Below are 13,814 nucleotides of genomic sequence, written 5' to 3'. Positions count from 1 at the left end.
TGGGACGCACGCTTTCCCAGCAGACCCGAAAAAGGAGTGAAATAATGGCGAAAGGCATGCGGGTAAAACTCAATTATGTAGTCAGCCGCGATCCGGATACCGGCGCGGAAGTCACCCGCTTAACCCCACCGGAAGTGACCTGTCACCGGAATTACTTTTATCAAAAGTGTTTCTTTAATGATGGCAGTCATCTGTTATTCGCCGGTGAATTTGACGGACACTGGAACTACTACCTGTTGGATATCGCCAAAGCCGAAGCCATTCAGTTAACGGAAGGCGCGGGCGACAACACCTTCGGTGGCTTTCTCTCTCCGGATGACAGCGCGCTCTACTATGTGAAAAACGATCGTACCCTGCGCGAAGTGAATTTACAGACGCTGGCAGAGCGTGAAGTTTATCGCGTGCCGGATGAGTGGGTCGGTTACGGCACCTGGGTTGCCAATAGCGATTGCAGCAAACTGGTGGGGATCGAGATTGCCGCCAGCGACTGGACCCCGCTGAATGACTGGAAACTGTTCCATGATTTCTTCCACAAAGGGCCACACTGCCGCCTGCTGCGTGTCGATCTGGAAAGTGGCGCAAGCAGCATGATCCATGAAGAGAAAATCTGGCTCGGCCATCCCATTTACCGTCCGTTCGACGACAATACCATCGCGTTCTGCCATGAAGGCCCGCACGATCTGGTGGACGCACGAATGTGGCTGGTGAACGAAGACGGCAGTAATGTGCGCAAAGTGAAAGATCACGCTGAAGGTGAAAGCTGCACGCACGAATTCTGGGTGCCGAACGGTTCTGCGCTGATGTATGTCTCGTACCTGAAGGGAAAACAGGGCCGCATGATTTACCGTTTCAACCCGGATACCGGCGTGAATGAAGCTGTAATGCCCATGCCTGCCTGCTCGCATCTGATGAGTAATTTCGACGGCACACTACTGGTTGGCGATGGTTCCGGCACGCCGGTGGATGTGAAAGATACCGGCGGTTACACCATCGATAATGATCCTTATTTGTATGTTTTCGACGTGGCGCAAAAAAGCTATTTCCGCGTGGCGCGCCACGACACCTCATGGGCGACTTTTGCCAACAGCCGCCAGGTGACCCATCCACATCCATCGTTCACACCGGACGACGGTGCGATTCTGTTTAGTTCAGATAAAGACGGCAAACCGGCGCTCTATATCGCGAAACTTCCCGGGCAACGCACCTTGTTGCAAGCATAAATTTTGAGTAAGTGTTTTCGTCACTGGCCTTGCCCTCTTTGGAGGGCTTTTTTTGCCTCCCTATGCCCTATGCCCGTCATACTTCGCGTTGCAGATGCGTTGGCTTTCCTCGCGAACCCCAGTCACTTACTTCAGTAAGCTCCTGGGGATTCGCTGCGTCGCCGCCTTCCTGCAACGCGAATTATTTAGGGCATACATTCACGAGAACATAAAAAGACCGTCTTGTTGTAGGCCGGATACGCGTTCGCGCCATCCGGCATGCAACGCACCTGCAGCGTGAAGTATGACGGACATATGACGGGCATAAAAATCCCCGGCCAACTACTCCGGGGAATCTATTGAGGGTAATGCAGACAATCAGAAAGAGTACGCGACACCAACGCGGAAACGGGTCTGGCGTTCGTCAGTGGTTTTCACGCCGACGTTGCCGACTTCTACATACGGAGACCAGTTTTTATCCAGTTTATAGGCCACTTTGGCGTTGTATTCGTTGGAATAGGTTTTATTGTTCTCGCGAATAACATCTTCGGTGCTCTTAGCGTAAACATAGTTCAGTTCAACACGATAATCGCCCATTGCCCAACCGATCCATGCATCGAATTTATTGACCTTGTTATCAACGGTACTGGAATCCGGGTTGCGTGTGTATTCATAGCGGTAGCGGCCAGCAATATAAACGCCATTATCGAAGCTGTACTGCGCGTGAATATAGGGTTTATAGATAGAGTTGGTATCTTTACTTTCGATATTAAAACCTGGCGTTAACGCAATATTCTTGGTCGCTGCCCAGCGCCAGTTAATGGATTCTTCGTGACCGTTACCGACGATTTCCGTTAACGGTTTATCCGCATCGTCGCCGCCCGATTTCCATTTTGCTTCAACACCAAAACCTACACCATTTTCAAAGCGGTGAGAAACGGCCACGCGATCGGCGTTTGAACCGCTATCGATGTATTCATGACGTAAATCTACAGTGACTGCTTGTGAAGCGAAGGATGCACCAAGGAGTGAAGCAAGAGCCAGAGATTTTTTAAACATGAGTTACCTCAATAAATTAAAATTGTGTTCCATTTTTATGGAATTGCATTTTATTTTTATGGGAACTTTATTTTAGTGATCGCGATCGTAAATATTTTCCTGCGAAATGCCTATGTATAACGGCGTGATGAATATCAATAAATTTTCCTTAAAAACAGTAATAAACAGGGGCGAGATCACATCATTATTCTATTAACGGTTATCACACACAGTTCAATGCGAATTGAAAAAACAATGCAGAACATATGGCTACAACCAAAACAAACTAATAATGAGCATGCTTATTTTGATAGTTTCAAACTGTAACACGGGGAACAATATAGTCGGGAAGATTTAGAAAAGTGCTTTAATTAAAATCGAGCGCGTTAGTAGCATGAGAAAGAGAGGTTTTATTTTAATTGAAACAACACCTGCATCTGATATCACAAATAATAAAGCCCTCCTGGAGGAAGGCTTTATTAGCAATCTTTATTAGCAATAAGGCAGAGATTAATCGCGTTCAACGGCTAACGCCACGCCCTGACCGCCACCGATACATAGTGTCGCCAGCCCTTTACGGACATTGCGCTTTTGCATCTCATGCACCAACGAAACCAGGATCCGGCAACCGGAAGCGCCAATCGGGTGGCCCAGCGCAATAGCGCCGCCATTGACGTTAACACGCTTCTCATCCCATTCGAGGATCTTCCCCACAGACAGCGCCTGTGCGGCATAAGCTTCATTGGCTTCGATCAGATCGACATCATCGAGCTGCCAGCCTGCGCGCTCCAGACAACGACGCATGGCATAAACCGGCGCGATCCCCATCAGCGCCGGATCGACGCCAACACTGGCAAAGGCGCGAATATGCGCCAGCACCGGTAAATTCAACTCGGCCGCTTTGCCTTCGCTCATCATCAGCACGGCAGCTGCGCCATCGTTCAGCGGCGACGCATTTCCGGCGGTGACCGAACCTGTCTGTTCAAAAGCTGGCGTCAGCTTCACCAGCGCTTCCGCAGTGGGATCGATGCGCGGCTGCTCATCGGTCTCCACCAGCAGCGGCTTACCGTCCGCGCTCTGCGTCTCCACTGGAACAATTTCGTCACGAAAACGGCCGGTATCAATCGCCGCACGTGCTTTATGCTGCGAGCTTAACGCCCACTCATCCTGCCGCTCGCGGCTGATGCCATATTCACGCGCCAGGTTCTCGGCGGTAACACCCATATGATAATCGTTGAACGCATCCCACAAGCCGTCATGCACCAGGCTATCAATCAACTGGCTGTTACCCAGCCGCGCTCCGGTGCGGCTGTCGGTCAGAACATGCGGCGCGCGGCTCATATTTTCCTGGCCGCCTGCGATTACCACATCTGCCTCGCCACACTGAATCGCTTGTGATGCCAGATGCAGCGCCTTCAGCCCGGAACCGCACACGTCGTTAATGGTAATAGCAGAAACGGTGTTCGGCAGGCCGCCTTTGATGGCCGACTGGCGGGCAGGGTTTTGTCCGGCTCCTGCGGTCAGCACCTGGCCTAAAATCACTTCATCAATATCCTGTGGCTGTACGCCGCTGCGTTCCACTAGCGCCTGCACAACCAGGCTACCCAGTTCCACGGCAGAATGGCGCGACAACGCTCCCTGAAAACAGCCGATCGGCGTACGCACCGCCGCCACAATCACAACATCTTTCATTGCAGGCTCCCGCAGTGACTGAACCCGGCAATAGTAGTGCATTGTTAATGAGTGTTAACGCAGATGTTTAAAATTGGTGAGATTAATCACAAGGAATAAGCAAAGAGGCAGAAGGAAATGGCGCGCGGCCATGCAAGACCGCGCGCAGGGGATTAGTTGTTAACCGGGATCACCGCGCCTTTATATTTGGTGCGGATCCAGTCCTGAATCTCTTTGGAGTGCAGCACGTTTACCAGCGCCACAATATCTTTTTTCTTCTCATCGCCGCAGTGTACGGTAATGATGTTGGCATACGGGTTGTTTTCACCGCTCTCAACGGCGATAGGATCATGTACCGGATCCAGACCCGCATCAATGGCATAGTTGGCGTTGATCACCACCGCATCGCCTTCGTTGTTGTTATACATCTGCGGCAGCAGCGCCGCTTCCACGTTTGGCAGGAACTTCAGTTTTTTCGGGTTATCAACGATATCGTCGATGCGCGCCGTCACTTTATCCACGCCCGGTTTCAGCTTGATCACGCCCGCTTTTTCAAAGATCGAGAGAATACGTCCCTCTTCAGAAACGGCATCACGCATGATCACTTTTCCGCCTTCCGGCAGGTCTTTCAGCGATTTGTATTTTTTGGAGTAGATACCAATCGGCTCAATATGGATCGCACCGGCGCTGACGAAATCATAGGATTTGTCGCCCGCATGATCTTTGATAACGCTATTCAGATACGGAATATGCTGGAAGTAGTTCGCATCCAGTTCATGGCTGGCCAGCGCGGTGTTTGGCAGAATGTAATCCTGGAACGGTTTGATCTCGAGATCGATGCCCTGCTTCGCCAGAATCGGTTTCGCCTGTTCAAGAATTTCCGCGTGTGGCACATTGGATGCGCCGACGGTCAGTGTATCCGCCCAGGAGGAGAAGCTAAGAACGCTAAGGGTTGCTGCGGCAATCAGTGTCAGTGTTTTTTTCATGATGGTGGTTTCCAATAATTATCGTTTATCTAACAGAGAAGTAATCACGTCACCGCAGAACTGAATGATGAAGACGATGATTAGAATAGTCACCGTCGCCACCAGCGTGACGTCGTTGTGGTTGCGCTGGAACCCTTCCAGATAAGCAAGGTTGCCCAATCCGCCCGCGCCAATAACCCCAGCCATAGCGCTGTAACTCACCAGCGCAATCAGTGTCACGGTAATACCCGATACCAGCGCAGGTGATGATTCAGGCAGTAGTACCCGAAATACCAGTGTGCTCAGCCGCGCGCCCATTGAACGCGTCGCCTCGATCACCCCTTTATCCACCTCACGCAGCGCAATCTCGACTAAGCGCGCGTAAAACGGCGCCGCACCGACAATCAACGCGGGCAGCGCGGCATTCGCGCCGAGAATGGTACCGACGATGGTTTTGGTAAAAGGAATCAACAGCACAATCAAAATGATGAACGGGATGGAGCGGAAGACGTTTACCAGAATCGAAATCACGCTATACAGCGTGCGGTTCTGGAACAACCCGCCGCGCGCCGTCAGAAACAGCGCCAACCCCAGCAAAATACCCAGTACAAACGTTGCCGCGCCGGAGAGTGTCGTCATATATAACGTCTCTTGCGTCGCCGCCCAGAGTTGTTCCCATTTCAGATGCGGGAAGAAAGAGTCAGCCATGTGTTACGACCTCGCTTGCAATATCGGTGTTGCGCAAATCCGCAAGAATATTGTCCAGTTGTTCCGGGGTCGCCTTCACGTGCACCCATAATTGTCCAAAAACACCGTGCGCCGTCTGCGACATCTTGCCGTGCAGAATATTGAACGGAAGGCCATAACGCAGCGTCAGTTCACCGACGATCGGCTGGTGCGTACTGTGGCCGGTAAACGTCAGCTTAATGACCGTACCGTCGAGATCGCTGTTCAGCTCCGGGTTGAACGTCTCTTCTTCTTTATACTGGCTGACCTGACGCACAAACTGGCGGGTAATCGGCTGCTGCGGATGGGTAAAGACGTTCAGCACGTCGCCCTCTTCCACCACTTTGCCATTCTCCATTACCGCGACCCGATCGCAGATCTTGCGCACCACGTGCATTTCATGGGTGATCAGCACGATGGTCAGTTTGAAACGGCGATTAATATCCAGCAGCAGATCGAGGATCTGATCGGTGGTCTGCGGATCCAGCGCCGAGGTTGCCTCATCACACAGCAGCACGTCCGGGCTATTCGCCAGCGCGCGCGCAATGCCGACGCGCTGTTTCTGCCCGCCACTAAGCTGAGACGGATACGCATTCTCCCGGCCTTTCAGCCCCACCAGCTCGATCAGCTCCGCCACGCGGGCCTGAATTTTCGCTTTCGGCGCACCAGCAATCTGCATGGAAAAGGCGATGTTTTCGCTCACCGTGCGCGACCACAATAAATTGAAGTGCTGGAAGACCATGCTGATCTTCAGACGCGCCTGGCGCAGGTCTTCGCCCTTTGCCTGCGCAATGTCCTGACCATTAATCACCACGCTGCCGCTGGTCGGCTTTTCCAGCCCGTTCAACAAACGGATCAGCGTACTTTTTCCGGCGCCGCTGTAGCCGATAATCCCGTAAATTTGCCCCTGCTCAACCATCAGATTGACGCTGTCGACAGCGGTAATTGATGCCTTTCCCTGGTCGAAAATTTTGGAAATATTCCTTAGCACGATCATTCGTTGGTGTTTCCGTTTGGCGGTTTAGCAGTATGGATGTCCAGGTGATAATAATCAGCTATAGTTATATTACAAATAACTAAATGTCACTCTCTTATAACCAATAGCGCTAAAAGCCGCAGAATGCGGAATTTCCCTATAAAGATTTTTTTCGCAATCTAATGTCAGAAAACGCATAACGCCGACAAAGAAGCGGCAAAAAGTACATGAAATCAGCGCAAAAGGGCGTTTTTTAGCTATTAACACGTCCGGACGACTATACGGCTCTCCTTCCCGATGGCTAAACAGAGCTTTATATTTCCATTTGTTCTAAACGCCGAATAAAGATTCTTTAAAAGCGAAAAATGACAGACCTATCATCCGTGCATCAGTTTTTTCCACGGGTGAATACACGATGTCTGTCTTCCATTCAGTAACCGAATTGATCGGCCAAACGCCGCTGTTGCAGTTGCATAAACTGGCAAGTGGCTCCTGCGAATTATTTCTCAAACTGGAAAACCAGAATCCCGGCGGTTCAATTAAAGACCGCGTGGCGCTATCGATGATCAATGAAGCTGAACGATTAGGTCTGCTCGTACCTGGCGGTACGATTATTGAAGCCACCGCCGGAAATACCGGGCTAGGGCTGGCGTTAATCGCTGCGCAAAAAGGCTATTCGCTAATTCTGGTGGTACCGGACAAAATGAGCCGCGAGAAGATTTTCCACCTGCGGGCGTTGGGTGCAAAAGTGGTGCTGACGCGTTCCGATGTCAACAAAGGCCATCCGGCCTATTACCAGGATTATGCCCGCCGTCTGGCGCAGGAAACGCCGGGGGCGTTTTACATCGATCAGTTCAATAACGAAGCCAATCCCCTGGCGCATGCGACCACTACCGCACCGGAAATTTTTGCCCAGCTCGATGGCCGGATTGACGCCATCGTTGTCGGCGTTGGTTCTGGCGGCACGCTTGGCGGTTTACAGGCCTGGTTCGCGCAACACTCACCTCACACCGAGTTCGTACTGGCGGATCCAGCAGGATCTATCCTCGCCGATCAGGTTGAAAGCGGTCGTTATGGCGAGCCGGGTTCCTGGCTAGTTGAAGGTATCGGTGAGGATTTCATTCCACCGCTGGCGCACATCAATGGCGTACATAAAGCTTTCCGCGTCACTGACCGTGAAGCCTTTGCCACTGCACGCGAACTGCTGCAACAGGAGGGTATCCTGGCGGGATCGTCCACCGGTACCCTGCTCAGCGCCGCACTGCGTTACTGCCAGTCGCAAACCTCGCCAAAACGGGTGGTCACTTTCGCCTGTGATAGCGGCAACAAATACCTGTCGAAAATGTTTAATGACGACTGGATGCGCCAGCAAGGTTTGCTGGCGCACCCGTCGAATGGCGATCTCACTGATTTTATCGCCCTGCGTCACGACGAAGGTGCCACCGTTACCGCTGCGCCGGAAGATAGCCTCGCCGCCGTGCTGGCGCACATGCGTCTGTATGACATTTCGCAACTGCCGGTGATGGAAAACAACCAACTGGTCGGTATCGTCGATGAGTGGGATTTGATAAGCCACGTGCAGGGCGACAGCCAGCGTTTCTCCCTGCCGGTTCGCCAGGCGATGACACGTAACGTGGAAATTCTTGATAAGCATGCGCCGGAAAGCGCACTGCGCAACATTTTCGATCGCGGCCTTGTGGCGGTGATCGCTGATAACGGCCGCTTTGTCGGCTTGATAACCCGCAGCGATGTGCTGACAACCTGGCGCAACCGTCTTGAACAATAAGGAAAATAAAATGAAAAACCTGGCAACACAAAGCGTCCACAGCGGCGTCTTCAACGACCAACACGGCGCAGTAATGCCGCCGATTTATGCCACCTCCACCTTTGCGCAGCCTGCGCCAGGCCAGCACACCGGCTATGAATATTCGCGCAGTGGCAACCCGACGCGCCACGCGCTGGAAACGGCTATTGCCGAACTGGAGGGCGGCACACGCGGTTATGCTTTTGCCTCCGGTCTCGCCAGTATCTCCACGGTGCTGGAACTGCTGGACAAAGACAGTCATCTGGTGGCGATTGATGATGTCTATGGCGGCACTTATCGCCTGATTGAAAACGTCCGCCGCCGCAGCGCCGGATTGCAGGTAAGCTGGGTGAAACCGGACGATCTGGCCGGGCTGGATGCCGCCATTCGCCCGGAGACAAAAATGATCTGGGTCGAAACGCCCACCAACCCGCTTTTGAAGCTGGCGGATCTCGCCGCTATCGCCGCCATCGCCAAACGTCATAATGTGCTGAGCGTGGCGGATAATACCTTTGCATCGCCAGTGATCCATCGCCCGCTGGAGCTGGGTTTCGATATTGTGGTGCACTCCGCCACCAAATACCTGAACGGCCATTCGGATGTGGTTGCCGGTCTGGCGGTGGTCGGTGATAACCCGCTGCTGGCGGAAAAACTTGGTTATCTGCAAAACGCAGTCGGCGGCGTGCTCGATCCCTTCAGCAGTTTCCTGACGTTACGCGGTATCCGCACTCTTTCCCTGCGCGTAGAACGCCATAGCAGCAACGCACTGGCCCTTGCCCGCTGGCTGGAGCAGCAACCACAGGTGAAAAAAGTGTGGTTCCCGTGGCTGGAATCCCACCCGCAGTATCAACTGGCCCGCACACAGATGGCGCTGCCTGGCGGCATGATTTCCGTGGTGGTGAAAGGTGACGATGCGCGGGCAACAGAGATCATCAATAAATTAACACTGTTTACGCTGGCCGAGAGCCTGGGCGGCGTCGAAAGCCTGGTCAGCCAGCCATTCAGCATGACGCACGCCTCAATCCCACTGGAACAGCGACTGGCGAACGGCATTACGCCACAGTTGATTCGCCTGTCGGTGGGTATTGAAGATGAAAAGGATCTGATTGCCGACTGGAAACAGGCGCTGGCCTGAGACGTTAAAAGGGAGCTATCAGGCTGGAAGAGGTATCCTGCGTGGAAAAAACCTGGCTGCCTCCCTGCTTGTTCGCCGCATAAAGCGCGGGATCAGGCCGCTGGCAAACATTTGCCGCGATTTATCATCACACCCCGGTAGCCTGGCCTGCAATGTCGCTACACCATGCTGATGCATTAACGCCCTGCGCTCGGGGCGTTTTTTGCCAACAAATACCGCGCTTTATTCCATCTATTTGCTGCATCAACGGGCGAGATCCTGTGCTCTGATGATCTTCTATTTTTACCCTTGCCGCTCACAACAGGAACAGTGACTCATGGATCCGTTTCAGCAAATATTGAAGTCTACGCTCGCCCGTACAGAGAGCGTTCCGCAGACCAGCACACCGCCAACGCCACCGGAAGCAGAGCGCGTTCCATGGGCTGCCACCGTCACGGCGGAAGATTTTCTGGCGCTGGCGAAAGCGCGGCGCACCATTTATACGCTGGGCAAAGATCTGCCGGTCGCCGAAGAGACAGTGATCGATACCATTAAAGGGGCTATTCGCCAGGCGCCGTCAGCCTTCAATTCGCAAAGTTCGCGCGCGCTGATCCTGCTGGGCAAGGAGCACGATCGCTTCTGGGGGCTGGTGCGTGAGCAGTTGCGTAAAGTGATCCCGGCAGAAAGTTTCCACGCCACTTCCGACAAACTCGACGGCTTTACTGCCGCTGCCGGTTCGGTATTATTTTTTGAAGATCAGGAAGTGGTGACCGCGCTGCAACGCCAGTACATCGCCTATGCGGATAACTTCCCTGTCTGGTCAGAACAGAGCAGCGGTATTGCCCAGTATGCCGTCTGGCTGGCGCTGGCAGAGAAAAGCATTGGCGCGAACCTGCAACACTACAACCCACTGATCGATCAGGATGTGCGCGAAACATGGAATATTCCACCGAGCTGGAAACTGCGCGCGGAGATGAACTTCGGTAGCATAATTACGCCCGCCGATGAAAAGACCTGGATTGATGACGACCGGCGTTTTATCGTCGCCAGATAATTCGCGGTGAAGCTGCCTGCCGGCAGCTTTTTTGTTTTTAGTGCAAAGAAGATGGCCTTTTTCTGGCGTGAAGATCTGGAGATGTACCACATCAAGAGCGACCATCTGGTCTGCTCCGGCGAAAGCGCCTGACAGAAAACCCTCCGCAGCCGTTGCGCGGTGCGGAGGGTGGAGCTTACTCGTCGAAGAACCAGTAACCCTGATTTACCAGCCAGGCCAGCTCTTCAGCAAAGTCCGGGTCGTCCAGCGCATTACCCAACTCTTTCTGTCCGATCACCGTATAACGGCACAGCGCGTCGGCGGCTTGCGGCTCGGTTGTTTCCAGGCATTCTCTGTTCACAAAGACCCTGTCCCCGATGTACAGCACGCGTAGCCCGCTCAGGCGAGTCAGCACCTGCCCTTCCTGCAACGCTGCAACAATCTCTTCGGCACTGTAGTCGTCCGGTTCCGGCGATACATCCAGCTCGTGGCGCGGGGTGGTAATAAAGCTGCCAAACCACTGTTTGAAATGTACCGGATTGTTAATCATGTCGATCATCATGCCGCGCAGGCGATCGAGTTCATACTCTTCCACCCGACCCGGATTTTCGCGACAGGTTAAATCCGGATCACTGTAATGCTCGTTGCCCAGATCGTTTTCCAGCGCGTAGTCGGCAAAACTGCTGATCAGATCGCGGCCGTTAGGCCCACGAAAACCGATCGAGTAATTGAATGCCGTTTCGTGAGTGAAACCATCGTGCGGGAATCCAGGCGGAATGTAGAGGATATCACCCGGCTCCAGATCTTCATCAATGATCGGTTCGAAAGGATCGATGTGCAGCAACGCCGGATGTGGGCAGAACTGACGCATCGGCAACTTGTCACCCACGCGCCAACGGCGGCTACCCATCCCCTGAATAATAAATACATCGTACTGGTCAATGTGTGGCCCAACACCGCCGCCCGGTACGGAATAAGAGATCATCAGATCGTCAAAGCGCCACTCCGGCAATACGCGAAACGGCTTTACCAATTCGGCGGAAGGCGCGTGCCAGTGGTTTACCGCCTGCGCCAGCAGCGACCAATCGGTTTCGCCCAGATGATCAAACGCCTCGAAGGGGCCATGCCACGCCTGCCATTGCCCATTTTTGTGGCTGACAATGCGGCTGTCGATTTCCGGTTCCATCGCCAGACCAGCCAGTTCATCAGGCGTGATCGGGTCAACAAAGTCCGGGAAGGCACGTTTCAGAACGACAGGTTTCTTTTGCCAGTATTTTTCAAGAAATTCCGGCCAGTTCAGGTTGAGTTGGTAAGCCATGGATTCACACCAGTAAGAATGGACACCGGCAGATTATAAAGAGCACGACAGGTGCCCGCCTTGTCATTGGTCAAGCGCATGCAGAACTTATGACGGTGCAATATCCAGTTGGCTCAATATCGGCGCCATCGCGCATCACAATTGTTGATGAAATATTTACTGGCTAACTCTCAACCTTTGGCGCGGAAACAGGCCACTTCACGCTGGTTATATCTCACAACGCATTTGCGAAGTTATCGGCGAGGCGCTGGGCTAAGGAAAGTGTGCGCCCACTTACCGTGGGCGCAGATTGTTATGCCTGAGTCTGAAACATGATGGTATCCGAAGTAAACGAGCCATCTTCGCCAATCAGGAAGTGCTGCTTCACCTCTTCCGATGTTTGTTGTTGCAGAAAGCGGATTGCCGCACGCAGTACATCCGGCGTTTTCATGCGTTCAACCCACGAACTGTATTCCAGCGCCAGGCGATCGGTTAACAGCTTATCGACCGTCATCCCGTTCTGTTGCGTCATTTGCAGCCACTCTGCCGCCGAGTAATTACGCACATGAGACGGATCGCGCAGCACTTCGATGGTTTGCAGCCAGATATCCAGCACCGGACGGCCCGGCGAGGCGATATCCATTAAGATAAATTTACCACCAGGCTTCAGCACACGTTTCACCTCACGCAGCGCCAACGCAACATCATGCCAGTGATGGGCAGAGTAACGGCTGATCACCGTATCAAACGCTCCATCGGCAAAGGGCAATTGTTCGGCCGCGCCATGTACGGTGTTGATATTGCTCAGTTGACGATCGCGGGCCGCCTGGCACACCACGTCGAGCATTTTTTCCGACAGATCGTAAGCTGTCACTTCACGGACGACACCAGCCGCGACAAAACTGGCGTGCCCGGCGCCGCAGCCCAGATCCAGTACCGCTGCAGCAGGATTTTCACTGAGCCACTCTGCCAGTCGCACCAAATCTGTACCTTGCGCGTGAACCTGACTTGTGAGGTAGGCCTGCGCCTGGTCGCCAAACTGTTGCTTCGTTAATTCATGATGATTGATCGCCATTCTCTTTTTCCTTTTTTAGCACGACAAAAATCTGCTCTTTGCCGACTATACGACCCTCTTTATAGGGGTACAATATGGCTACTTATACTGGTATTAACGAGTACCACCCATGGAAAATACGCTCTTTGCCGGGCCAAAAACGCTCGGCGCTTTTTTACGTGCACAGCGGGAAAAAACCGCTCCGGCCGACATTGGCCTGCCGGCGCAAGGTCGACGGCGCACCTGCGGATTACGCCGGGAAGAAGTGGCGCAACTCAGCGGTATCAGCACTACCTGGTATACATGGATTGAACAGGGCGTGACATCGTCGTGTCGCCGCAAACCTTGTCGAATATTGCGGGCGTATTAAAAATGACACAGGCGGAGCGGAAGTATCTGTTCCACCTGGCGCTGCAAAACGATCCGCAGGAAGAGCATCTCATTACCGTGGAAGAATCGGTGCTGGCGACGGTGCATCAGGTGCAATGCCCCTGTTATTTGTTGGATGTAACCTGGAATATGGTGGCGTGGAATTCGCCCGCTGAAGCGCTATTTAGCGGTTGGCTGGATAAGGATGCCCAGCCGAATATGATGAGTTTTATGTTTCGTCATCCCCTTGCGCAAACACTGGTGGTTGACTGGGAGAAGCGTGCCAGCCGGATAGTCGCGGAATTGCGTGCCGATGCGATGCACTATCCGCACGATCAGGAGTTGAATCATTTTGTGCAGAGTCTAAGTAATGACAGCGAACTGTTTCGCCTCTTCTGGTCGCGCCAGCAGGTGGTGATGCGCGAAGGTGGCGAACGCGTTTTTCATCATCCACAGCAGGGGGAGTTGCATTTCCGGCAGATGACCTGGCAATTAACCAGTAATCGCGCGATCAAAATGATTATGTTAATGGCGGAATAATAGACAATAAAAAAGCAGATCAGAAATC

General features: G+C 53.1%; 11 protein-coding genes and 1 pseudogene. 5 read left to right on the top strand and 7 right to left on the bottom strand.

The window, feature by feature from the left end; all coding sequences use genetic code 11:
* The first annotated feature begins 44 nt into the window (after positions 1–44).
* The gene (locus GA0061070_RS03190) at positions 45–1,220 is read left to right on the top strand and encodes an oligogalacturonate lyase family protein (RefSeq protein WP_090133580.1); all 1,176 of its coding nucleotides are present in this window, start codon (positions 45–47) and stop codon (positions 1,218–1,220) included.
* A 357-nt stretch (positions 1,221–1,577) separates the two neighbouring features.
* On the opposite strand, the gene GA0061070_RS03180 is transcribed toward GA0061070_RS03190, so the two are convergent.
* The 5 genes from GA0061070_RS03180 to GA0061070_RS03160 form a co-directional block, all read right to left on the bottom strand.
* Positions 1,578–2,258, bottom strand: coding sequence for an oligogalacturonate-specific porin KdgM family protein (locus GA0061070_RS03180; protein ID WP_074773017.1), 681 nt, complete (start codon positions 2,256–2,258; stop codon positions 1,578–1,580).
* Between the two features lie 489 nt (positions 2,259–2,747).
* Positions 2,748–3,929 (bottom strand): acetyl-CoA C-acetyltransferase, encoded by a 1,182-nt coding sequence (locus GA0061070_RS03175; RefSeq protein ID WP_090133576.1) that lies wholly within the window; start codon positions 3,927–3,929, stop codon positions 2,748–2,750.
* Positions 3,930–4,081: 152 nt separating this feature from the next.
* Positions 4,082–4,894, bottom strand: coding sequence for a MetQ/NlpA family ABC transporter substrate-binding protein (locus GA0061070_RS03170; protein WP_090133575.1), 813 nt, complete (start codon positions 4,892–4,894; stop codon positions 4,082–4,084).
* A gap of 18 nt (positions 4,895–4,912) precedes the next feature.
* The gene (locus tag GA0061070_RS03165) at positions 4,913–5,581 is read right to left on the bottom strand and encodes a methionine ABC transporter permease (protein ID WP_090133573.1); all 669 of its coding nucleotides are present in this window, start codon (positions 5,579–5,581) and stop codon (positions 4,913–4,915) included.
* Entirely contained in the window at positions 5,574–6,596 is a 1,023-nt protein-coding gene (locus GA0061070_RS03160) for a methionine ABC transporter ATP-binding protein (protein WP_090133571.1), read from the bottom strand. Before GA0061070_RS03160 ends, GA0061070_RS03165 begins: the two co-directional genes overlap by 8 nt.
* 394 nt (positions 6,597–6,990) lie before the next feature.
* Here GA0061070_RS03160 and GA0061070_RS03155 point away from each other — a divergent pair, with 394 nt between their 5' ends.
* The 3 genes from GA0061070_RS03155 (at position 6,991) to GA0061070_RS03145 (ending at position 10,547) form a co-directional block, all read left to right on the top strand.
* A complete protein-coding gene (locus GA0061070_RS03155) occupies positions 6,991–8,361 on the top strand; it encodes a pyridoxal-phosphate dependent enzyme (protein ID WP_090133569.1) in 1,371 nt (456 codons plus the stop codon).
* A 10-nt stretch (positions 8,362–8,371) separates the two neighbouring features.
* The gene (locus GA0061070_RS03150) at positions 8,372–9,514 is read left to right on the top strand and encodes a trans-sulfuration enzyme family protein (RefSeq protein WP_090133567.1); all 1,143 of its coding nucleotides are present in this window, start codon (positions 8,372–8,374) and stop codon (positions 9,512–9,514) included.
* 316 nt (positions 9,515–9,830) lie between these two features.
* Positions 9,831–10,547 carry a nitroreductase family protein gene (locus GA0061070_RS03145; protein WP_090133565.1) on the top strand — a complete coding sequence of 239 codons (717 nt, stop codon included), beginning with the start codon at positions 9,831–9,833 and terminating at the stop codon, positions 10,545–10,547.
* 175 nt (positions 10,548–10,722) lie between these two features.
* Here GA0061070_RS03145 and GA0061070_RS03140 read toward each other — a convergent pair whose 3' ends face one another.
* Both GA0061070_RS03140 and GA0061070_RS03135 read right to left on the bottom strand, forming a co-directional pair.
* On the bottom strand, positions 10,723–11,844 hold the full coding sequence (locus GA0061070_RS03140; RefSeq protein WP_090133563.1) for a ribosomal protein uL16 3-hydroxylase: 1,122 nt from the start codon (positions 11,842–11,844) through the stop codon (positions 10,723–10,725).
* Between the two features lie 292 nt (positions 11,845–12,136).
* Positions 12,137–12,898, bottom strand: a complete 762-nt coding sequence (locus GA0061070_RS03135) for a class I SAM-dependent methyltransferase (RefSeq protein ID WP_090133561.1) — start codon at positions 12,896–12,898, stop codon at positions 12,137–12,139.
* 109 nt (positions 12,899–13,007) lie between these two features.
* Between GA0061070_RS03135 and GA0061070_RS03130 the strand changes: the two are divergent.
* A pseudogene (locus GA0061070_RS03130) lies at positions 13,008–13,786 on the top strand (helix-turn-helix transcriptional regulator).
* The last annotated feature ends 28 nt before the right edge of the window (positions 13,787–13,814 follow it).

This window comes from Kosakonia oryziphila (assembly GCF_900094795.1).
Classification (GTDB): domain Bacteria; phylum Pseudomonadota; class Gammaproteobacteria; order Enterobacterales; family Enterobacteriaceae; genus Kosakonia; species Kosakonia oryziphila.
This window is presented reverse-complemented; position numbering and strand designations above follow the sequence as displayed.